Annotated in this window: 21 protein-coding genes; 14 read left to right on the top strand and 7 right to left on the bottom strand. The window is 57.2% G+C overall.

The features are described from left to right. Positions 1-57: 57 nt before the first annotated feature. The 3 genes from CAY53_RS07165 to CAY53_RS07155 are packed head-to-tail and all read left to right on the top strand — an operon-like array spanning position 58 to position 1,632. Positions 58-897 (top strand): alpha/beta hydrolase, encoded by an 840-nt coding sequence (locus CAY53_RS07165; protein WP_104936540.1) that lies wholly within the window; start codon positions 58-60, stop codon positions 895-897. After that, complete coding sequence (locus CAY53_RS07160; protein WP_104936539.1) at positions 894-1,403, top strand: deoxycytidylate deaminase; 510 nt, start codon at positions 894-896, stop codon at positions 1,401-1,403. The genes CAY53_RS07165 and CAY53_RS07160 overlap by 4 nt, the downstream gene beginning before the upstream one ends. After that, entirely contained in the window at positions 1,396-1,632 is a 237-nt protein-coding gene (locus CAY53_RS07155) for an RNA-binding S4 domain-containing protein (RefSeq protein ID WP_104936538.1), read from the top strand. Before CAY53_RS07160 ends, CAY53_RS07155 begins: the two co-directional genes overlap by 8 nt. A gap of 21 nt (positions 1,633-1,653) precedes the next feature. On the opposite strand, the gene CAY53_RS07150 is transcribed toward CAY53_RS07155, so the two are convergent. The 4 genes from CAY53_RS07150 to mutL form a co-directional block, all read right to left on the bottom strand. Continuing rightward, a complete protein-coding gene (locus CAY53_RS07150) occupies positions 1,654-1,896 on the bottom strand; it encodes a hypothetical protein (protein WP_104936537.1) in 243 nt (80 codons plus the stop codon). Between the two features lie 93 nt (positions 1,897-1,989). After that, a complete protein-coding gene (locus CAY53_RS07145) occupies positions 1,990-3,717 on the bottom strand; it encodes a putative sulfate exporter family transporter (protein ID WP_104936536.1) in 1,728 nt (575 codons plus the stop codon). 397 nt (positions 3,718-4,114) lie between these two features. Then, a complete protein-coding gene (locus CAY53_RS12920; protein ID WP_181040214.1) occupies positions 4,115-4,258 on the bottom strand; it encodes a hypothetical protein in 144 nt (47 codons plus the stop codon). A gap of 31 nt (positions 4,259-4,289) precedes the next feature. Next, complete coding sequence (gene mutL, locus CAY53_RS07140; RefSeq protein WP_181040213.1) at positions 4,290-6,164, bottom strand: DNA mismatch repair endonuclease MutL; 1,875 nt, start codon at positions 6,162-6,164, stop codon at positions 4,290-4,292. Between the two features lie 145 nt (positions 6,165-6,309). Between mutL and CAY53_RS07135 the strand changes: the two genes are divergently transcribed. Further along, entirely contained in the window at positions 6,310-8,172 is a 1,863-nt protein-coding gene (locus tag CAY53_RS07135; protein WP_146106445.1) for a penicillin-binding protein 1A, read from the top strand. 435 nt (positions 8,173-8,607) lie between these two features. Further along, positions 8,608-9,606 carry a hypothetical protein gene (locus CAY53_RS12640; RefSeq protein WP_146106444.1) on the top strand — a complete coding sequence of 333 codons (999 nt, stop codon included), beginning with the start codon at positions 8,608-8,610 and terminating at the stop codon, positions 9,604-9,606. A gap of 626 nt (positions 9,607-10,232) precedes the next feature. On the opposite strand, the gene CAY53_RS07120 is transcribed toward CAY53_RS12640, so the two are convergent. After that, positions 10,233-10,412 (bottom strand): hypothetical protein, encoded by a 180-nt coding sequence (locus tag CAY53_RS07120; protein ID WP_104936531.1) that lies wholly within the window; start codon positions 10,410-10,412, stop codon positions 10,233-10,235. A gap of 331 nt (positions 10,413-10,743) precedes the next feature. Between CAY53_RS07120 and CAY53_RS07115 the strand changes: the two genes are divergently transcribed. From CAY53_RS07115 to CAY53_RS12635, 9 genes are all read left to right on the top strand, one after another. After that, positions 10,744-12,147, top strand: a complete 1,404-nt coding sequence (locus CAY53_RS07115; protein WP_104936530.1) for a hypothetical protein — start codon at positions 10,744-10,746, stop codon at positions 12,145-12,147. Positions 12,148-12,162: 15 nt separating this feature from the next. Then, positions 12,163-13,311 carry an MBL fold metallo-hydrolase gene (locus CAY53_RS07110; protein ID WP_104937482.1) on the top strand — a complete coding sequence of 383 codons (1,149 nt, stop codon included), beginning with the start codon at positions 12,163-12,165 and terminating at the stop codon, positions 13,309-13,311. Between the two features lie 76 nt (positions 13,312-13,387). Beyond that, a complete protein-coding gene (locus CAY53_RS07105) occupies positions 13,388-15,184 on the top strand; it encodes a CobW family GTP-binding protein (protein ID WP_181040211.1) in 1,797 nt (598 codons plus the stop codon). Positions 15,185-15,218: 34 nt separating this feature from the next. Beyond that, positions 15,219-15,824 (top strand): MotA/TolQ/ExbB proton channel family protein, encoded by a 606-nt coding sequence (locus CAY53_RS07100; protein WP_104936528.1) that lies wholly within the window; start codon positions 15,219-15,221, stop codon positions 15,822-15,824. Positions 15,825-15,826: 2 nt separating this feature from the next. Next, the gene (locus CAY53_RS07095; RefSeq protein ID WP_104936527.1) at positions 15,827-16,255 is read left to right on the top strand and encodes an ExbD/TolR family protein; all 429 of its coding nucleotides are present in this window, start codon (positions 15,827-15,829) and stop codon (positions 16,253-16,255) included. Then, positions 16,252-16,767, top strand: a complete 516-nt coding sequence (locus CAY53_RS07090) for a TonB family protein (RefSeq protein WP_104936526.1) — start codon at positions 16,252-16,254, stop codon at positions 16,765-16,767. The genes CAY53_RS07095 and CAY53_RS07090 overlap by 4 nt, the downstream gene beginning before the upstream one ends. 308 nt (positions 16,768-17,075) lie before the next feature. Further along, on the top strand, positions 17,076-18,092 hold the full coding sequence (locus tag CAY53_RS07085; RefSeq protein WP_104936525.1) for a Gfo/Idh/MocA family oxidoreductase: 1,017 nt from the start codon (positions 17,076-17,078) through the stop codon (positions 18,090-18,092). An 11-nt stretch (positions 18,093-18,103) separates the two neighbouring features. Beyond that, positions 18,104-19,312 carry a lipid-A-disaccharide synthase gene (lpxB, locus tag CAY53_RS07080; protein ID WP_104936524.1) on the top strand — a complete coding sequence of 403 codons (1,209 nt, stop codon included), beginning with the start codon at positions 18,104-18,106 and terminating at the stop codon, positions 19,310-19,312. 22 nt (positions 19,313-19,334) lie between these two features. After that, positions 19,335-19,985: a hypothetical protein gene (locus CAY53_RS12635; RefSeq protein ID WP_146106443.1), complete on the top strand. Its 651-nt coding sequence runs from the start codon at positions 19,335-19,337 to the stop codon at positions 19,983-19,985. Here the strand turns inward: CAY53_RS12635 and CAY53_RS07070 are convergent. Both CAY53_RS07070 and CAY53_RS07065 read right to left on the bottom strand, forming a co-directional pair. Next, the gene (locus tag CAY53_RS07070) at positions 19,887-20,495 is read right to left on the bottom strand and encodes a hypothetical protein (RefSeq protein ID WP_104936522.1); all 609 of its coding nucleotides are present in this window, start codon (positions 20,493-20,495) and stop codon (positions 19,887-19,889) included. The two genes, CAY53_RS12635 and CAY53_RS07070, sit on opposite strands and share 99 nt — an antisense overlap. Then, positions 20,495-20,749, bottom strand: coding sequence for an HP0495 family protein (locus CAY53_RS07065; RefSeq protein ID WP_245874756.1), 255 nt, complete (start codon positions 20,747-20,749; stop codon positions 20,495-20,497). Before CAY53_RS07065 ends, CAY53_RS07070 begins: the two co-directional genes overlap by 1 nt. Positions 20,750-20,824: the final 75 nt, after the last annotated feature.

The raw sequence follows: 20,824 nt of genomic DNA, 5'->3' as shown, positions 1-20,824 counted from the left end.
CTTCTGCGCCGGCAGGCCCCGCTGTCTGCCGGCCCTTCCCACGACGCGGGCCACATCATGAATATCCAGGCTGTTGAGCGGCTGCTCTTTCATCCCACCAAACGGGCAAAAAACGAAGCCCCGGCAGGTGCTGTCAATATCGACATTCCGCTGGCGGACGGCGTGATTCTGGGGGCAAGGTTTTTCAGCCACGCCGCATCCAGCCCGACCCTCATCTTCTTTCACGGCAACACCGAATGCGTGCCGGAGCATGACGAAATCGGGCCCTGCTATGTGGCCGAAGGCTTGAATTTTCTGGTTATCGACTACCGGGGCTTTGGCTGGAGCGGCGACGAGCCCAGGCTCGCCACCCTGCTTCCCGATGCCGGGACAGCCTTTCTCTACGTCAAAAACTGGCTGGCCGAACACGGCTATACAGGACCGCTCGCGGTCATGGGCCGGTCTTTGGGCAGCGCCTGCGCCATAGAGGTGGCGGCCAGATACGGGGATGATATCCGTGCGCTCGTCATCGAATCCGGCTTTGCCCGGGCACTGCCGGTGGCCCAGGCACTGGGCCTGGAGCAGGAGGATCTGACCGACGCGGAGGATCCCTTTGCCAATGCGGCCAAGATTGGCGGCATCGGCAAACCCACCCTCATTCTCCACGGCAGTTGCGACCAGCTTATCGGCCTGTGGCAGGCCGAGCTGTTACACGAGCGGAGCGCGGCGAAAAACAAGGAGCTGCAGGTTGTGCCCGGCGCGGGTCACAATACGGTGATTGAAAAAGGCGGCCGCCACTATTTTACGGCCATCGGCAACTTTGTCGGCAAGGCCGCTGGCACGGCGCCGGACTGGCGGGCACGGCGCCGGGCTCTCAAGGCCGGACAGGCGCCCCAAAACGGGGAGCCGCAGTCATGAGCGGCAAGCGGGAGGATGTGCTCGGCTGGGACGAATACTTCATGTCGCTGGCCCTGCTTTCGGCCGGCCGGTCAAAGGATCCGAACACGCAGGTGGGCGCCTGCGTGGCAGACCCCCACAACCGCATCGTGGGCATCGGCTATAACGGCTTCCCCCGCGGCTGTTCGGACGACAGGCTGCCCTGGGCCCGGGAAGGCGCCTATCTGGACACCAAATATCCCTTTGTCTGCCACGCCGAGGTCAATGCCATTCTGAACGCCATTACCCGCGACCTCACGGGCTGCCGCATGTACGTCGCCCTCTTCCCCTGCAATGAATGCACGAAGATCATCATTCAGTCCGGCATCGGCGAAATCATTTACCTGTCCGACAAGTATGCGGCTACAGATTCGGTACGCGCATCCAAAATCATGCTGGACAGCTCCGGCACCGCCTACCGGCAGTTCGTGCCCAGCCGGCCCTCGCTCACCATCGACTTTTTCACATGCCGCTTGCACCATGACTGAACAAGCCGTCAGGTCCGCAGTCATTCACACGCCCTTTATCGAGCTGGACAAACTGCTGAAGCGGGAAAACCTCGCGGCCACAGGCGGCGAGGCGGGTCTGCTGATTGCAGCAGGTCTGGTACGGGTCAACGGCGAGATCGAGCGCCGCAAAAGGCGCAAGCTCTATCCGGGCGATAGGGTGGCAACGGGGGAAAAACGGCTGGAAGTCGTGACCGTATTGCAGGAGTAGCAGGCTGAGCGCCGGCCAGCCTCAGTACCGGGCCCGCCAGTCTTTCATGCCTTTCCGCACGGCCTCGCGCACGTGCATTTCGGCTTCCTGCGTCACCGGCACATTGGTGTAATACAAGGCACCGCTGTCCAGATCGTACTTCTCCTGCGTCGCGTTATATGCCTGCCATGAGGGCGACAAAGCCTCGATCCGGGGCGTCAACACGGCGAAAAAAAACCACAGCCCCAGAATCCAGGCGCCCAACTGCAGCGCTCTGATGCGCATAGCCCTGTTCTTCACACCGTTGCCTTTTCGCGAAAATCCGCCGGCTACCGCGGGAAAAGCGCAGCAGCCGGCAGTTTGAGTCAGAACTTCACGTTACAGATTGGCGGTAATCTGCGGGAACACCTTGTAGAACATAATCCAGGCCATCAACAGGGTCAAAGCCAGGTTGAAGCTCTGGCCGCACACATAGAGGATGATCGGCTTGCCGCCCTTGAAGTACTTGCCCAGTTCGCGGAAGTTGGTGGTCAGGCCGATGGAGATGAAGGCCAGGGCAAAGAACCAGCCGCGCAGGGGCACGGAAACCTTGCAGGCGCCGTTGTCCACCAGAATTTTGGCCATATCGCTGCCCATGCTGCCGCAGGCCAGGGAGAAGATAATGGAAACGGCCAAAAAGCCGATAACGAACTTGGGGAAGCGGTGCCAGATTTCCAGCATGCTCACCTTCTCGCCATGCTGCACATCAACCTTGGTGGCCCAGTACAGGGCGACAAAGAAGGCCGTAACCCCGATAAGGACGTTCTGAATCATCTTGATCGTGGCCGCGACCTGCATGGCCTTGGGGCCGACAAAAGCGCCGGCCGCAGCAACCGCACCGGTGGAATCGACCGTGCCGCCGATCCACGCGCCACCCAGAATTTCGGGCAAGCCCAGGGCCTTGATGGCTGCCGGCAGGGCGACCATCATGATGGCCGTAAAGGTCATGGACATACCCAAAGACAGGGTCAGTTCCTCCTTTTTCGCTCGGCAGGCTGCCGCAGTGGCGATGGCCGCCGAGGTGCCGCACACCGACATGTCGGCGGAAACGACGATGTTCAGGGTCTTGGACGGCATCTTCAGCACCTTCTGGCCAAAAATGAAGGTGGAGATCAGCACGATGGGCGTGACCACCCAGGCAACGAAAATGCCCGGGATACCGATGGCCAAAAGCTTGTGGAAAAGGACTTCCGCGCCCAGCAGCACCAAGCCGGTCTTGATGAAGTATTCAACCTGTGCGCCTTCTTTCAGCCACTTGGGCGTACCCACGGTATTGGCCAGCAACATGCCCAGGATGATGGACCAGATTTCCGCATTCAAACCCCATTTGCGCATATCAATCTGGTTGCCCAGGATATTGGCCAACACACAGAGGAGATAAACGCCCACAAAGGCAACAAAGAACTTGCCCGGACGCAGGCCGATGAAGGTCGCGCCGATGGTGGTCAGAACGCCCAGGGCCAAGCCCAGAATGATAAGCGAGGATATGCGGTTGAAGGGTTTCTTCAGCTTTTTGGCAGCATCCGATCTCTTCTTGTAGGCATCCTGCCACGCATCGATGGCCGCGGTGGCCGCCTTGTTCAACTCCTCATCCTTGTAGGAGGCGGCAGAAGCGGCGTCCTGAGCCGTACGGGCCACGCCCAAGGCCTCGGCCTCGGCAGCCTTCAGCTTGTCCACCTTGGCCTGAACCGGCGCATTCACCTGATCCACTTTGGCCTGATCCATGAACAGAGCATCCAGGGGATTGGATTTCCATTTGTCCGGGGTTTTAAGCTGGCTTATCAGAGTCTTGACCGGGCCGACGTCTTGGCCTTGCAGTTTGCCCTGTGCGGCCTTGGCCTCGTACCACTCAATGGTCTTGATGGGCTTGAGAGCCTCGGCCTGCATGGCAGCCACAAAACCGGCATTCCTGGCTTCCAGATCCGGCCTGCCGCCGGAGACCAGAACAGCGGCCACAATCAGGAGGAAAAAACCCAGCCAGATGGCCCAGTAATCCTCCTTTTTCCACAGATCGGACCACTGTGATTTTCCCCGGTCAATAACGACCGACGAGTTGTCCTCATTCATTGCAATGCCTCCTTTTTTTGAAACAAAGTGCCCGGGACCGGTCCGAACGGCGAACAAGGCCATCTGGAATGCAAAATCGTGGCCCCATTTATACGGTTACAACTTTAGCCCAGCCGCCAGAGCGCTTCAAGTGATAAGTCGCCCGCTCTGCCACAGTCTCGAATTTTTCCTGGCAGTTCCGTAAGGCCCATGGCACCGGGATCGGGAGCAAAGAACTCGACAGGCTGAGTGCAAATGGATGATTTCATCCACTTGGTGCTGCAACGGCATGAGGTTCTGGCAGGGGCAGCCGGCGCCGCAGCCCAGGCGGCTCTCCGAAAACGAGCGCGGGGCGCTCAGCATGAAGCCTTTGCGCAGGAAGCCCCGTGTTCCCTTAAAGGGAGCACGGGGCTTCTTTTCATTCCTGCGTTTCGCGCCGCCACTGCTGTTGCAGGCGGCAACGCCGGTAGCTGCCTCTGCCCTTGCGGGCCCGCATGACCTGCGTGGCCTTGCGGGCAACCGGTACCCGTATCCGCAGGGGCGAAGCCTTGACGCGCCTCATGATTGCCTCTCCATTGTCCATTTTTTTGCGGCTATTCCCGGCGATGAAACCACTGCTCCACCTCTGCGGCCGAAAAGATCTTGATGACCGGCCGGCCGTGCGGGCAATGGCTGAACACCGCACTCTGCTCCATCTGCGCCAGAAGATCCAGCATTTCCTGGGGCGCCAGGGAGCGACCGCCCTTGATGGCCGCCTTGCAGGCGAGATTTGCGAAGATCTGCGCCATCACCGGCGGCAAAAGGCCTTCACCGTCCTGTGTGGGGGATTGCAGGGCGGATGGCGCCAGCCGCAGGCCGGTCAGCACCTCCTGAAGCACGAGCGCGGCCGCAAGAGCGCTGGTCAGGGCCGGCACCCGCTCTATCACCCAGGTATTGTCGCCAAAGGCCTGCACGGCAAAGCCCAGGGCCTTCACGCTCTCCTGCCGCGCGATCATGACTTCCTGCAGGGCCGGCGGCAGCTCCACGGTTTCCGGAAAAAGCAGCGCCTGTCCCGGTGCCTGGCCTGCAAGATAATGCTGCACCATCCGGCCATAGAGGATGCGCTCATGGGCCGCGTGCTGGTCGATGATCACCAACTGGCCTGCCCGCTCGCAGAGCAGATACAGGGCAAAAAACTGGCCGATGAGACGGAGCCCGGCAAAGCTCGAACCTGAATCCGGGGCCAGCCGGGCAGCCTCGCCCTGCACCGGGGCCTGAGCCGCTCCGCAGTCTGCGGCAAACCGGGGAGGCGGATCCAGACCCGGCGGCAGGCTCCCGGGCACAGGCGCTAGCGGCTCGCCCGTGTGCCAGGGCAGCGTCTTTGCCTGCGGCGCTCTGCCTGCGGCCTCAAGGCCGCAGGTCTGCGGGCCGCCCGCCTTTTGCCCGCCTGAACCCGGACTTTCCGGTCTGAACACGCTTTCCCGAAATGCCCGCTCGTGGCGCTTCAAGGCCGCCAGCACGCTGGCCGCCACCTGCCGCCGCACCGCCTCGGCATTCCGGAAGCGGATTTCCCGCTTGGCCGGGTGCACGTTGACATCCACCTCGCCGGGCGGCACCTCGATCCGCAGCAGACCGGCCGGCTGGAAGCCGCGCATCAGATAGCCCTGCAGGGCGTCCCGCACCGCAAAGCGCAGCATGTTGTCCTGCACCGCGCGACCATTCACCACCAGCCGCAGTTTCGCCGAGCTGAGCGAGGTTTTTTCCGGCAGCAGGAGGAAGCCCGAAACCCCTGCCCCTGTCTCGCCCTGATCCGCCACGTCCTCCAGGACAATCAGCTCGTCCTGATAGCGAAAGACACGGCGCAGCCGCTCCTCCAGGCTTTCTCCTGGCGGATAGTCCAGGACCCTCCTGCCCTCGACCTGCAGGACAAAGGCCACGGCCGGATGCGCCAGCGCGAGATTCTTCACGGCCTCTTCCATGTGGAAGATTTCGGTGCGCTGCGATTTCAGAAATTTCTTGCGGGCCGGCATGTTGGCAAAGAGCTGGCGCACCTCCATCACCGTACCGCAGCCGCAGCCGGCCGGTCCCCGGTCACGCAGCACGCCGTGACGCACTTCAACCCGCGTGCCCAGGGGCTCGCCCTGCGGCCGGGTCAAAACGAGCAGCCAAGCCACCGAGGCAATACTCGGAATGGCCTCGCCGCGAAAGCCCAGACTGCGAATGCCCGGGAGTTCCGCAGCCTCGTGCAGTTTGGAGGTGGCGTGCCGCTCCAGACAGAGGAGCGCGTCATCCCGGTCCATGCCCGCGCCGTCATCGCTCACCCGCACCAGTCCCACGCCGCCGCCCTCAATTTCCACCAGAATGCGGCTGGCCTGGGCGTCCAGGCTGTTTTCCACCAGCTCTTTCACCACCGCTGCCGGCCGGTCCACCACCTCGCCCGCAGCGATCTGATTCGATACCTGTTCCGAAAGCAGGCGTATGCGTGACAAAACAGTGCCCCCGAATATGGGTTTCAAGGTGCCGGCAGCGGCAAAGCATGGTAAAGACAAAGCCACATGCAAGCCGGTCCTGTATGCGCCAACTGCAGCCAGGATCATGCCGCCCTGACCCGCACCCTACAGTTTCCAGGCTTCCTTGTCCACTGTTCCCTGTCCATATCCGCCAAACGCGCCAGCACCGGGCAAAGGCCCCCGCCTCATCACCGAGCGTGGTCTGGGTCTGCTGCTTTTGGGCACTACCCTGCTCTGTCTTATGCTCATCGGCTCGCTTCTGGCCTGGCTGGTTCCGCTGAACCTGCCGGTCATCACCTCGGTGGCCGACTACCAACCGCCCCAGGCCACGCTGATCCTCGACCGCAACGGCGAGGCCCTGGACGCGATTGCCAGGGAATTCCGGCTCCTGGTACCATACGAACAACTGCCGGAACTCCTGCCCAAGGCCTTTGTGGCAGCGGAAGACGGCCATTTCTGGAAGCATAGTGGTGTGGACGGCTGGTCCATTCTCAGAGCAGCCTTCAACAACCTGCTCTCCAGGAGCCGCAAACAGGGCGGCTCCACCATCACCCAGCAGGTCACGCGGGCCCTGATGCTGGGCCGGGAAAAAACCTTCAGCCGCAAAATGAGCGAGGCCCTGCTCGCCTATCGTCTGGAACGGGCGCTGTCCAAAAAGGACATTCTGACCATTTATCTGAACGAAATCTACCTGGGCGAAGGCGCCTACGGCGTGGAAGCCGCGGCCCTCACCTATTTCGGCAAGCGGGCGGCGGACCTGAATCTGGCGGAAATGGCGCTTCTGGCGGGGCTGACGCAGTCGCCCGGCAACTACTCGCCGCTCCGGAACTTTGAGGCCGCCAAGAGCCGGCAGCGCTACGTCCTGAACCGCATGGCCGAAGACGGCATCATCACGGCCGAAATGGCGCACCAGGCCTTTTCCCAGGAACTGAAGCTCAGGAACCGCTGGAAACGCGCCTTGAACGGCTATTTTGCCCAGTATGTGCAGAAGGAACTGGAACGGGCGTACAGCCCGGATGAACTGCTGACCGGCGGCTTCAAGGTTTCGACCTCGGTGGACAGCCGCCTGCAGGAGGCGGCCATGCGCGCCCTGCTCAGAGGCGTTGACCAGGTGGCCCGGCGCCAGCCCAGCCGCAAGACGCCCCAGGCCGCGCTGGTGGCCATGGATACGGCCAGCGGCCGGATCGTGGCCATGATCGGCGGCACGGACTTCAACCGGAACCAGTTTAACCGGGCCGTGCATGCGGTCCGCCAGCCGGGTTCCTCCTTCAAGCCCATCCTCTACGCCGCCGCGCTGGAAGGCGGGCTGTCGGGCGCAGGCCGCATTTCCGACCAGCCGCTGGCGCTCACGGTGAAAAACGGCCGAACCTGGCGGCCGAAGAACTTTGGCGACCGGTACCGGGGCGAGATCTCCCTGCAGGATGCCCTGGTCTTTTCCAGCAACGTCGCGGCCGTGCGGCTCCTGCAGCAGACCGGCTTTCCAGCGCTCATCGCCATGGCCAGACGGCTGGGCATCAGGGCCCGCCTGGAGGAGGACTACAGCCTGGCCCTGGGCTCATCACCGATGTCGCTGCTGGAAATGACCAGCGCCTACACCGCCTTCGCCAACGACGGCTTCCTGCACGCGCCGGTGGCCATCACGAGTGTGCGCGAGCCAAACGGCCGCATCCGCCCCTGGCCGCAGGCGGAGCTGAAGCAGGCCATGTCGCCCGGGGTCGCCCAATGGCTCAAGGCCGCACTCGTGCAGGCCGTGCAGCGCGGTACCGGCAGACAGGCGGCCGGGCCCAAAGGCGCGGGCGGCAAAACCGGCACCACGGACAACAATGCGGATGCCTGGTTTGTGGGCTTCATGCCAGGATGCACCGCGGGCGTGTGGGTCGGGCACGATCACAGCGTGGATCTGGGGCCGGGCGAAGGCGGCGGCGCCACAGCCGCACCCATCTGGAGGGCCTTCATGGAGGAGGCGGCAGCGTTATCAGCCCGTTGAATGGGGGTTGATTTTCCGAAGGGGCTGCAAAGAGGCCATGGTGGGGGATGGGAGCGGCAGGCTGAAGACCCTGGTGGCGGAGTTTGCGGCCGCTGCGGATCCGGCGGTCAGGCTGACCCTGATTGACCAGATCCTGTTTGTATGGACTGAACAGAGCGGGCAGGAAACGGAGCACAGAAGCAGCTTGTGCCCGCGAAAGGCATCAGGTAAATTTCAGGCGCTTTCTGCACAAACTATCCTGCCGGCTCAGTCTGGCAGGATACAGGCCATGCACTGCCACCCCGGAGGTGCCCCGTGCAAGCAAGAGACAGGAAAGCCCCACCCGGATTGCACACTCGGAAGCCGGAGGTGCCAGCGCGGCCGGTCTGAGTGGTACGCCTACACCTCGAAGTCACCTGCTCCATGGACTTTTTTTGTATTCACTATGGCAGAAATATGAAAAATAGAACTACAAATACAATATATTTTGCTGTATTCATATTATTTATTATTTTTGCATATCCAGTATCAGTGCTTTCAAAAGAGAATGCCTGCATTGATAATGTGGCATTTATGAAAGATGTAGATGAGAAGATAAAAAACAAGTTTCCCATGTGCGATGAATTTTTAAATGTGTCATGGATTGTTGAAGAGAAAGTGACAGGTTTATTGAAATATGATATTTTTGACGATAATTGTGAAAAAGTTGCCAGCAATTTACAGTCAATAGTAAGTCTGCAGGGTGAGCGTCCGTACTGGTTTTATGAAACAAACAAATACCAACTGTACCAGGGTGAAGATTGGAGAGCTAGAGGCGTCTATGTGGGTGAAATATATACGAATAACAACATTGATGAATTGGTGAATTTTATAAAAAAAAGTGAAATCTTTAATACTATTGACCATGTGTTAGAAACTGGACATAGTGGCAAACGCATAACACTCTTTGCTGCTAGAGTTCGTGACCATATCAAAAATATAAAAGAAGATTTAATAATTAGTAATGTATATTCTCTGGCCTGTCACCAGAAAACCCTTTGTGTACTGTTTCAAAATTCAGAAAGAGCATTTATATTTGAATATAAAATAGCAGGAAATGTCAAAAATAAAGAATATCTTAATAATCTTTCCAAGCAGCTTGCTTCTGATACAGGCTATCAAGCATCTGATTCCCTTTTTTATCTTGGGGATCATTATGTATTGGATCTCAATTTAGATAATATTGATGACTATATAGGTTCTATTAACTTCATATCAAAAGATAATAAATATATTTTGATAAACGGATTCGACGATATTGGCTTAAAGCGTCTTGATAAAATAAGAAACTATCAATTCAGTGAAATCTGTGGAAGTTCAAAGGATTATTGGTATGCTTATTGGAGCTACCTTACAACTGATGGCAATAATTACTACGTGAATAATTATTGTAATCTCTCACCTTACATAAAGTAAAAATCAATAAGGAATATTAACATTACTAATACAGGATGCTGTGGCTTTTTAGATGTACTGGGAGCGCCAACATCCCGTTGAACAAAGGTTGATCTTGCGAAGAGGCTGAGGCCTTGTGCCCGCGCCTGTCAGTTGCGCCACCTCGAACAGGCAATGGGTGCGGCCATCGTTTAGTTTGGCTCTGTGCGCTGCCTCGTCTGTGGTCGATTGCCAGTCCTTGCTGGATGTCTTTTCGCCCTGGCACCTGCGGTCAAAGGCCACAAGCTCGGCCTGGGCCGGCGTCTTGCCGCCGCTTGGCCTCAGCCAGACGCACAGGCATTTCCTGATAGCTCTCGCCCCTGTCCCTGGGCACGGGCCGCTTCATGGCCGCATTCGCCTCCATGACAATGGGCATCGATCCCCTGATCTTTGCCATGCAGCAAACCGGCTTTTTCCAAAATGCCCAGCATAAAGACAAACAGTTTGCGGTGCAGCTCCAGCGGCAGGCGCCCCCGGATGCGGCACAGGGAGGAATGATCGGACACGGATTCAGTGAGGGCAAGGCCCAAGAATCCCCGCAGAGACAGGGCATCGCAAGCTGCGCCGGCAGATGCCGGGCCCAGAGTCGATATCCTTGAGGTAGCCGATCAGGAGCATGCGGAAAGAGCGCCCGGCGGGATGGACCTGCGGCCGAGTTTGTCGGCGGAGAATGGAGCGCACAGCTTTTTGGGGAAGGCGTCAAATGCTTCCTCATGCAGGAGCTTCTGCAGTCGCTGGTACAAGACCTGCCCCTGACTCTGGGGCAGCTGATCGTACGAAAGCCGCATGCTGCTCTACTGCTCCTGCCTCCGACCAAGACTCATGACGCCTCCCCTCGACACAGTTTGATCGCCTGGGCACCATTATGCCCTGCCTGGAGAGTTTTTCAACAGGCCGTTATGTTTTTTCAGCCAGGATTTTGTAAATACCCTTGAATTTCTTATAAGTAAGACAATCTCATGACGACACTCGCTAGGACAAATTGCATTGTACCAACTCAAAAAAGTCGAGCCATAAAATCAACATAATGGAAAAACAGACAATTATTTCTCCAAAAATACCTTTAAAAACATAAATAAATCCGTTATAAAAAATATCATCATAATCGTAGGAGGGTGTATGTTACACGAAGAAATTTCCTATCTTGAAGAACGTAAGCTGGTCAAACGCTGGCCCGGCCCTTGGCCAGCTCTCACCAATCTGGTCTTTACGTTGATCATTTTTGGCATCACATGGTGGGTATTTCAGGATCCACGTGGTATTATGCGTTTTTACACCCCATATGTAGGCTATAACTACTGCCGCTGGTGGCTGATTATCCTTATCTGGATGGCCTACACCTTCGATTTTTGGCCTTTCAAACGCAACTGGGTACGCAATGCCCATCCCCTGCAAAAGGGACTCGTGCTTTCGCTGATGTCTGTGGCCATCATGCTCGTTGTTATAAAGGGATTCTTTGAAGGAGTACTGGGTAACTTCGCTTTTGCCTATTTCAACCCTGAGCAACTGCAAAAACTCCCAGGTCTTACGGAATTCTATGCGACCGAATACGCTGCGCAAGCGTGTATGATGTTTGCAGTTATCGCTTCTTGGATTTCACCTGCCTGGGTAGTGGCACTGGAAGGTCAACCCTGGGCGAACGACAAACAGCCTACCAAGGGATTTTCTATTTGGCTGGGCACATTCTGCTTGAGCATGATCATCTATTTCATGACCATGCACAACCATATGGGCATTCTGTACTATCCTTGGCAATACTTCACATCTATCTGCCCGCCCTATTGGGAACAATTCGCACAGACGGTTTCTGCAAACTTCCACGTGGCGTGGATCATGTGTTGTACTGTTGTGGTGTGGTTTGTGGAAGGTATTTGGGAACGTTATCCCTTTATTGCCATCAAGACACCCTGGATTCGTCGCGCCGCACTTTTCTTTGGTATTATTGTTATCTCGGTATCCCTGTGCTTATTCTTCTGGTATATGCAGGAGTTGGTATGGGGTGAAGCCATCCGAGGTCATCGTAGAGATGCAGCACCTGACTGGCGGTGGCTGCATGTTGGCGAAACCGCTATCTTCTTCTTAGTACCGGCCTTATTCATACAATTTTATTGCGGCAACTGGCCAAACAAATTCAGTACATCGGTCAATATTCTTTTCCGTACGTTACTTGTTATTATCGGAGGCACTTTGCTATACTGTCTGTATTATCAGTATGCTCACTTTCTATTAGGCACGCAAAAAGGATATTCGCATCCGCAACAGTTTCCTATGATTCCAACCATATGGCTGATTGACATATGGCTTATTAACCACTGGTTCATGGATAACTGGCCTGGGTGGAAGATGGAGCGCAAGACTGAAGCAGACTTTGCCAAAGAACAGCGCCATATTGCTGAAGATCTGACTGTAACTGTTGGCATGTATCCAGGCATAGCTGTCGGTATTGTAGGAGGTGTGGCCGTATATTTCTTTATCTTGTGGTTGCTCCCGCTGTGCAGCGCTACCTTCACTCTGGTAAAATAGGAGAGTAACATGAGTTTGACTCGTCGCGATTTTGTAAAAGGTGCCGCTTTAGGGCTTGGCATAGGCACCCTTGGAGCCATGGGGGTGTACTCTTACTCGCCCATGCGTTTCAGTATGCTGCCGAAGAGCGAACGCAAAATGCAGGATATAGGCGTATGCAAATCTGTACGCATAACAAATATTTCGGAAACCAGTTGGTTTGACAACAGCATTTTCATGAAAAATGTTACTGGTGCTGGCGGCTTGCTGGTAGATCAGTATACCTACAATTGGGCACCATTTGGAAATGGCAAAGGCATAGGAAAGGGCACTTATAATGAAGGAATAGCCAAAATAAAACACCTTTTGCCCAATAAACTTGAAGAAGCTTGGGCTATAGCCAAAGAAAACTCCGTTGATGCAGACAATGCTGGCGGTTATTCCTGCCTGGTTGAAGTTGAAAATTTGGATGGTAACATCACAAAATACCTCTTTGACTGCGGTTGGAATTATATGTGGATGGAAGAAAGCTTCAAGCGTGAAGGCATCGACAAGATGCTCGCCAATAATGAAATAACTGCCTTCATCCAAACCCACGAGCATATGGATCACTACTGGGGATTTCCGGCAGTGACCAAATACAATCCCAATGTACATGTGTACACACCCAGCACTTTCTACCCGGCTGGCAAGCAGTACCTCAAAGATTGTGGCCATGTTGGCAAGTGGACAGAAGTCAAAAAAGGGCTGCATAATCTACAGCCGGGCGTGGCGCTGTATATGTTTGAATGTCCCATCATCTTCAAGGTGTTTGGGGAAATGTCCATGTACTGCAATGTTAAGGATGTAGGATTGGTGAGTATAACCGGATGTTGCCACCAGGGTATCATTCTGTTTGCTGATACCGCCTACAAGGAACTTAAGTACGAAAAAGACCAATTTTATGGATTATATGGTGGCCTGCACATCTCCCCTTTTGACGACTGGGATCCCAAATACGATGATCTGGTCATCGGTCTTAAAAAATGGAATTTGCAACGTGTGGGCTGCAATCATTGCACAGGTCTTATCACCGCGCAAAAATTTGTAGATGCGGGCTATCCCGTGGTCACGGGTACGGCACGCTTCCGCTCCAAAACCAAAAACTACCTGGGTAATGGGGACAAATTGACCTTCCCTGCCTGATACTCCACCCGGCTTCCTTGCTGGCATACGATCTTCCCCCACCAAAGGGATGCCAGCAAGGGGGGCTGCGCACCCAATGAATCTCAAAACGATTATTCCCCGCCCGCTGGATCCTTCAAGCTGTACCGAGTGTGTCGCTCTTTTCCGCGCGGCTCTGACCAGAGCCTATTTTTCTCGCGCCCATGCCCGGCGTCTGGGCTGGCGGGGGGTGCGTCCCTGTGGTGGCCCTCATTCAGCGTGGACTTTGCGCGTAGCTGGAAGTAATCATGTTTTTGGTTTGCGCTTTGATGGCGAACAAATACACAACCAAAAAATACACGGCTGTTTTTCGCTCTATATCTTCCCGCAGCATGCCGAAGATCCACTGTGGGAACGCCTGCCGCTGGAGGCGTTGCGGCGCGGTCTTTCCCCTCAGTACGCCGAAACTGTCCGCGACTTCGCCCGCCATGAAACGTGGGCAGCGCCATTTGGTATAGGCTGGTTACATATGGAAGCGGCCTTGGATGGCAGTTTTTTTCGTGTAGCGCTGGAGGCAATGGCTCGCTGGCGAGTCCGTGCCCTTGATGGCATTTGCACCAACAACGGCCAATGGGTCATCCCCCCTGGGGGCAAAGAATGCGACGTACCTCAATACCGCCTGGGGCTGCACCTTATGGGACCGTTGGTACAAACGTATACCGAACAGTTGGAACAAACGCCGTATATCAGAGTGCGCCATACATCCCGTCAGGCTACGGCTTATACAAAAGAAGGCTCCTGTGCCGACCCCGAGCTTACAGAACACTGCTTGTTGCTCACAGCAGACTTTGGCGCTGATGCAGCCGCGTCAGCGATCTTTTTGGCAGACGACGCCTACGCTGCGCCCGGTGCAACCATCCCTGTCCAACGCAAGATAGCACATTTGCCCAAATACAGTGAGGACACAACGCAGGATATGCCCGTATTGCATATCCTCACCGGATTCTTAGGTTCCGGTAAAACGACCTTTCTGCGTGCTTGGCTTGATTACCTAAATGGAAGAGAACGCTACACCGGTGTCATCCAAAACGAGTTTGGGCAGGTAGCCCTTGATGCCACACTTCTGGGGACTGAAACCTGTGTTGAGGCACTCGACGATGGTTGTGTGTGCTGTTCGCTGTCTGACAGCTTACGCTCCGGCATAGAACGCCTCAAAGCTGCAATGCCCACCGAAACTTTAATTTTGGAGACAACTGGACTGGCCAATCCACAAAATATACTCCCTGATTTGCGAGATTTGAGCGACATAATCAACGTAGGGCTAGTTATCACTGTAGTGGACTGCGGGCAGGTATTCCGCGCACCTGAGGATTTTGCCACACAAGGGGTGTTGCATGACCAGGTGGCCGGAGCCGATGTGTTGTTGCTCAACAAAACAGACATAGTACCAGATAACGCATTGCTCCAGGCAGAGGCATGCCTCAAAGCGATTAATCCCCGTGCCTTGCTGTTGCGCGCCCAACGGGGCAATGTGCCATATGCAGCGTTAGATGCGTTTTTTGACGAACATAGCAACAGCCATCTACCTTCCCGCAGGCCCTGTCTGGAGCACATGAGCGTTCAGACTCACGCCACACATAGTACAAAAAACTATTCTTCCTTTGCCCTCACACAGCTCCCCCCCCTTACGCGTCGTGGCATTTCCGCATTACTGACGAGAGCGGGAAATGGACTGTGCCGCGTCAAGGGTATAGTACACCTGACTGACGGCGCCAATGGCATCGCCAGGGATGCCGCTGCTGTGGTGCAGTATGCGGGAGGACAGTTGCAATTCGAACCCGCTCCAAAAAACAATCCAGATGGGGACTATCTCATTTTTATCGGACGCGATATTACTCCCTTCACTCTGGGCTAATGCCCCAAAATGTTAGCAAACAAAGGAGAGGACAATGGAATTACTCATGCGGGGTGGCATACTCATGTGGCCGTTGCTGGGCATTTCCATTGTGTCGTTGGCCGTAATTATTGAGCGGTGTTTATTTTTTGCACAGTGCTGCTTCCCTGCCAGGGGGGCACAGAGAATAGATATCCTCGTGCGGCAAAGCCTAGCAACACAAGATGTAACACCTCTCATCCACGCTCTGGAACAATCGGAGGTACTACAACCTTTTGCAGAAATTCTCCGTGATTCTGCCCACCCTAACCGTGAGGCCGCTCTGCAGGCCACTGGAGAAGGAGTACTGCAGGCTCTGGAAAAACGCTTATCTCTCTTGCGCCTCTTGGGGCAAACAGCCCCTCTGTTAGGTCTTTTAGGCACGGTTATCGGAATGATCAACACCTTTGCCCGCATCGCTTCGGCCGCATCCGGCGTAGATATGGGGATGCTGGCAGATGGCATTTGGCAGGCGCTCATCACCACTGCCGCAGGCATTAGTATAGCTATACCCGTGACGCTGTGCGTAGGGCTTTTTCAAAGCCGTACCCGTGCCGTGCGTGAAGCCTTGACGCTGGTTGGCAACGCCGCTCTCACTCTTGTTGACGCACACAGAAAGTAGGCATGCTCCATTTTGACGCTAAAACTACAGATGAGGCGTGTACTTTCGATTTGACGCCGCTTATCGACATTATATTCATTCTGTTGCTTTTCTTTATACTTGCCGCCGCATTTGCTGTTCGTGGGCTGAGTCTGGATTTGCCACACGCCCAAAGCAGTCAGGCACTATCAGGGCGCGTGGTGGAGCTGCACCTTTTGGCTGATGGCACCTTTGTTATTGACGGGGTGCCTACACCACGCGAAGAGGTGCGTATGCGCATCCAGAATTTGGTACGACACTTCCGTACAAACCCCGGACTGCTGGTACTCAAGGCCGCCCCTGCAGCTCCGGTGGAATCCCTGATATTTTTAGTGGATGAAGTACGCCTGCAGGGAGGAGAAAAACTGCACATCGGCACCGCTTCGCCAACCTCAGCTCACGAAAAACCATGACAGATTCCGAGCGACTGCGCGTCGGCATCGCTCTGTCACTATTTGCGCACTTTCTCTTGTTAAATGAACATTGGCAAGTGATAACCCCCATTCCACCTCTGACCATTTCGGTCAGTCTGGAGTTGGAATCTTCCGCTGTTACAGCGGCACAGGGGACAGGCTTTGGTATCAACAACCCCAGCCCTGAAGCTCAGGAGCAAAATCGCATTGCCAACATGAAGCGCAAGGCTTTTTTACAATTTTTAACCGAGGTGGAGACCGCCATCCACACCCGTCGCTTTGAGCGGGGGACAGCGAATCTCATTGGACTTGCACAATGTACCTTTATCATACAGCCTGACGGGCACTTTGCCGCAATAGACCTGCAGAAAAGCTCCGGCAATCCACAACTAGACGCCGCCGCCCTGTATGCGGTACGCGCCGCTAGTGGCGTTGTCAAACGTCCAAAAATTATTGGCCCAGACCCCATACCCATGACGGTGCAGGTCAAATACCAATACGGGTTGCACTAACATGGCAACACTACCGCAGGCTTTGGTACCGATAAATTGTGGCGCGTTCTGGCATTCCTCTATCTGCCGATACCTTCGGTCCGGAGCCGTTCCACAGCGTTTGTGCCCAGAATGTCAGCGCCCCGGTTTAAAAGCATCGGGTACGCCGAACTCATAAGCCGATGCCATCGGCGACCCAGCCGCACGATACGAAGGCAAAGGGGCCCGGACCTGACCTGATTTTCCGTGCAAAATTTTTTCAATGCAGTATGAAGAAGGCGCTTTTTGACTGGATTTCTTTGCCTTTCTGACTTTCAAGTACTCGAATCATGACAGAATCCATTCGCATCGGTGTCATTGGCGTGGGTCATCTGGGCCGCTATCATGCCCAGAAATACGCTGCCATGCAGGGCGTCAAGCTGGTTGGAGTCGCTGATCTGAACCCCGCCCAGGCGGCGCGTGCAGCCAGGGAAACCGGCGCCGCCGCCTTTACCGATTACCGCGAACTGGTAGGCAAGGTGGACGCCGTCTCCGTGGCCACCACCACCACCAGTCACTTCGAGGTGGGCAGCTTCTGCCTGCAGAACGGCATGGACGTGATGATGGAAAAGCCCATCACCACCACGCTGGCCGAGGCGGACACGCTGGTCAGGCTCGCGGCGGACCATGGCCGCATCCTGCAGGTGGGCCTGATCGAACGCTTCAACCCGGCCATACGGGCCATCCAGCCCAGCCTGAACCTGCCGCTTTTCATCGAAGCCAAGCGCGTAAGCGTGTTCACCCACCGCAGCACGGATGTGGATGTGATCATCGACCTGATGATTCACGATCTGGACATCATTCTCTCGCTCGTGCAGGCGCCGATTGCGAGCCTCAGCGCAGTGGGCGGGCCGATCATCACCCCGCACACCGACATCGTGAACGCGCATCTCATCTTTCAGAACGGCTGCACCGCCAACATCACCACCAGCCGGGTTTCCCCGATGATGGAACGCCGCATGCGCATCTTCCAGCCCGGCGAATGTCTGACCATTGACTTCAACCAAAAAAGCTGCAGCCAGCTCAAACTCACGGTAGATGCCCTGGAAAACATGCCGGTGCCGGTGGTACGGGAGATTCCGGTCGTCCCCGCAGACGCGCTGGAGCAGGAACTGCTCGACTTTGTCGGCTGCGTGCGCACGCGCAGGCAGCCCACCGTGACCGGCGCCCAGGGCCGGGACGCCCTGGCGCTGGCGCTCGAGATCATCGCAGCCGCCCAGAAAAATCACCAACTGCTCAACCAGACCATGCAGGCGGCGGGTTTCAGGGACTGCGCCTTCCTGCAGCACGCCACCATACGGCCCTGAGCATCCAGACCATGGCCGCCCTGCCCCCGCACAGCAGACCGGAAATCATGATTGTGGCCGGCGAGGCCTCGGGCGACATGCACGGTGCGGCACTGGTGACGGAGTTGAAAGCCCTGCGGCCGGAACTCCGTTTCTGTGGCATGGGCGGTCGGGAAATGGCCAGCGCCGGCGTGGAATTGCTGGCCGATGCGGCCCGGCTCGCGGTCGTGGGCCTGGTGGAGGTTCTGAGCCGGCTGCCCGACATCCTGCGGGCCAGACGTGCGCTGACCGCGCGGATGCGGGCCCGGCGGCCGGAGCTGCTCATTCTCATCGACTATCCGGACTTCAATCTCCTGCTGGCCCGCTTCGCCAAAAAACTGGGCATTCCGGTTCTGTACTATATCAGCCCGCAGATCTGGGCCTGGCGCAAGCAGCGGGTGCACAGCATCGGCCGCCTGACAGACTGCGTGGCCGTGATCCTGCCCTTTGAGGCGGAACTGTACACGAGACACGGCTATCAGGCCCGCTTTGTGGGCCATCCGCTCCTGGACCGCGTGCATCCGGAAGTGCCGCGCGCGCAGTTTCTGGCGAATCTGCACCTTGCCGCAGAGCGGCCGGTCGTGGGCATCATGCCTGGCAGCCGGCGACGGGAGATCCAGAGCCTGCTGCCGGCCTTTCTGGCCACCGCGGCCCGACTGGACGCCGAGGCCCCGGAGGCAAGACGGCCGGTGTTTCTGCTGCCCCAGGCCTCGACCGTCAAGCGGAGCCTGCTGGACGAATGCGGCCTCCTGCAATATCAGAGCCGGCTGGATATCCGGGTCCTCACCGAACAGCGCTACAGCCTGATGGCCGCCTGCGACGCGGCGCTCGCCGCCTCGGGCACGGTCACGCTGGAGCTGGCCCTGCTTCGGGTGCCGACCGTGGCCGCCTATCGCGTGGCCTTCCATTCCTACTGGCTCGGCAAACTCATCATCCGCGTTCTGCCCTTCTTTTCTCTGCCCAACCTGATTGCGGGTCGTCAGATCATTCCTGAGCTGCTGCAGGATGCGGTCACACCTAAACGGCTGCTGGCCAGCATCCGACCGCTACTGGGCGCGGGCAAGGCCCGCAGCGAGATGCTTGCGGGCTTTGACGAAATCAAAAAACAACTGGGCTCTGCCGGCGCCGCCCGCCGTACCGCCCGGCTGGCGCTGCAGCTCATGGGAGATGGCGGGCTGCGCCGGGATGAAGCAGACCTTTAGGGCTCAGGAGACTGAAAGCAAAATGAACACAACGTATAAACATCACTGGCCCTGTACGGCGCTGTTCCTCTATCTGATGGCAGCGCTGATCCTGACGCCACTGCCTGCTGCAGCAGAGGGCAAGGGTGGCGCCGCGCCTCAGACCATAAAGAGCGGCCCAGCAAAAAGGCCAATGCAGGCCCTGACGCGGACTGCCAAAAAGAGGGGCAAGAAAACAACAGGGGGCAACGGGGCTGCAGGCGGGAAAAACGCGGCAAAAAAGAAAAAAGCGGCAAGCGCCGCAAAAAATGTGCCTTCTTCCGCCGCGCCAGGCGCCCATGCAGGCAAGCGGTCCCCGCACTTCCCCCTGATCACCAACCCCAGGTACAAAGGCGCGGTGCTCACGCGCAGAAAGGGCTGCATCGAGGGACCTTCAGGCAGGGAAACCCACTACAATTTCAACATGGCCCAGAAAGTCCGCGACATGAAACGCTACGGCTATGCAGCCACCGATTACTGGGTGCGGGCTGACGGCTGCAAGATGCTGGGCAAGTACATCATGGTCGCGGCCAACTACCGCATCCATCCTCGCGGCTCACTCGTCGCCACCTCGCTGGGCCCGGGCATTGTCTGCGACACCGGCGGCTTTGCCCGGAGAAATCCCCAGATGATCGACATCGCCACCACCTGGTGAGAGGGGCTGGCTTGCCGCCTCGGCCCGCGCCGGCGCCATGGGCAGCACCAGGCCTTCAGCAACAGCAGCCGCCCGTACGGCCAGCATGAAGGTCGAAGGCATGGGCATGGGGCGCTCCGCCTCGAGCAGGCCGATGGCCCTGGCCATGAGCAGGGATGCGGTGGTATTGACGCCTTCCTGCCCGTCGCAGATGCAGTGCATCCTGAGGGCATCGGTAATGAGCGGCCGGAGCTTGCCGCTGTGCGCCGCCAGCCCCCGCATCGCCGCCTCGACAAGCGCTCGCTGGGCCCGGGCAAAGGCCACCACGCTTTCGTCTGCAGGCACTGTGCCGAAGAGGTCGTTGATCAGGGCGCCGGCCAGCCGCACCCGGTCTTCCGGCGCAAGTTCCGGCCTCTGCGCCGCAAAGTCCTGCAGCAACTGCCTGTGCAGGAGCATCCGCACCATAAGCACCGCCTCCCGCATCAGGGGCAGCAGCCTGTTGTCCCCTGCTATTGCATCCGTCTGCGCCATTACAGCACCATCCTGATGTGGGGATGGGCCGCCAGCCTTTGGTAGAGCCGCAGCCGTTCCTCCTCGCTGTCCACCGTCAGGTCCACCACCAGACTCAGATAATGGCCGCCCGTGCTGACATGGCCCCGGCCGATCGTGCAGCGCGCCGGATCCACGCATTCGGCCAGCGCGGCCCGCAGCCTATCCTCGTCCTCGCCAATCAGGCGGTACTGCCAGAGGCAGGGGTATTCGATCTCCAGATGCTCTGGCGCCATGTTCATGTTCCAGCAGGAAGTTGTTGCCCAAAAAAACGAAGCCTCTCCCTGCCCGGGCAGGGAGAGGGGATATAA

Source organism: Desulfobulbus oralis, from assembly GCF_002952055.1.
In the GTDB taxonomy this organism is placed as follows: Bacteria; Desulfobacterota; Desulfobulbia; order Desulfobulbales; family Desulfobulbaceae; genus Desulfobulbus; species Desulfobulbus oralis.
This window is presented reverse-complemented; position numbering and strand designations above follow the sequence as displayed.

Excerpts from the sequence above, each read along its gene's own strand:
- CAY53_RS07165 (WP_104936540.1), top strand. The coding sequence starts at position 58 with ATGAATATCCAGGCTGTTGAGCGGCTGCTCTTTCATCCCACCAAACGG.
- CAY53_RS07160 (WP_104936539.1), top strand. The coding sequence starts at position 894 with ATGAGCGGCAAGCGGGAGGATGTGCTCGGCTGGGACGAATACTTCATG.
- CAY53_RS07155 (WP_104936538.1), top strand. The coding sequence starts at position 1,396 with ATGACTGAACAAGCCGTCAGGTCCGCAGTCATTCACACGCCCTTTATC.
- CAY53_RS07150 (WP_104936537.1), bottom strand. The coding sequence starts at position 1,896 with ATGCGCATCAGAGCGCTGCAGTTGGGCGCCTGGATTCTGGGGCTGTGG.
- CAY53_RS07145 (WP_104936536.1), bottom strand. The coding sequence starts at position 3,717 with ATGAATGAGGACAACTCGTCGGTCGTTATTGACCGGGGAAAATCACAG.
- CAY53_RS12920 (WP_181040214.1), bottom strand. The coding sequence starts at position 4,258 with ATGAGGCGCGTCAAGGCTTCGCCCCTGCGGATACGGGTACCGGTTGCC.
- CAY53_RS12640 (WP_146106444.1), top strand. The coding sequence starts at position 8,608 with ATGAAAAATAGAACTACAAATACAATATATTTTGCTGTATTCATATTA.
- CAY53_RS07120 (WP_104936531.1), bottom strand. The coding sequence starts at position 10,412 with ATGCGGCTTTCGTACGATCAGCTGCCCCAGAGTCAGGGGCAGGTCTTG.
- CAY53_RS07115 (WP_104936530.1), top strand. The coding sequence starts at position 10,744 with ATGTTACACGAAGAAATTTCCTATCTTGAAGAACGTAAGCTGGTCAAA.
- CAY53_RS07105 (WP_181040211.1), top strand. The coding sequence starts at position 13,388 with ATGAATCTCAAAACGATTATTCCCCGCCCGCTGGATCCTTCAAGCTGT.
- CAY53_RS07100 (WP_104936528.1), top strand. The coding sequence starts at position 15,219 with ATGGAATTACTCATGCGGGGTGGCATACTCATGTGGCCGTTGCTGGGC.
- CAY53_RS07095 (WP_104936527.1), top strand. The coding sequence starts at position 15,827 with ATGCTCCATTTTGACGCTAAAACTACAGATGAGGCGTGTACTTTCGAT.
- CAY53_RS07090 (WP_104936526.1), top strand. The coding sequence starts at position 16,252 with ATGACAGATTCCGAGCGACTGCGCGTCGGCATCGCTCTGTCACTATTT.
- CAY53_RS07085 (WP_104936525.1), top strand. The coding sequence starts at position 17,076 with ATGACAGAATCCATTCGCATCGGTGTCATTGGCGTGGGTCATCTGGGC.
- lpxB (WP_104936524.1), top strand. The coding sequence starts at position 18,104 with ATGGCCGCCCTGCCCCCGCACAGCAGACCGGAAATCATGATTGTGGCC.
- CAY53_RS12635 (WP_146106443.1), top strand. The coding sequence starts at position 19,335 with ATGAACACAACGTATAAACATCACTGGCCCTGTACGGCGCTGTTCCTC.
- CAY53_RS07070 (WP_104936522.1), bottom strand. The coding sequence starts at position 20,495 with ATGGCGCAGACGGATGCAATAGCAGGGGACAACAGGCTGCTGCCCCTG.
- CAY53_RS07065 (WP_245874756.1), bottom strand. The coding sequence starts at position 20,749 with ATGGCGCCAGAGCATCTGGAGATCGAATACCCCTGCCTCTGGCAGTAC.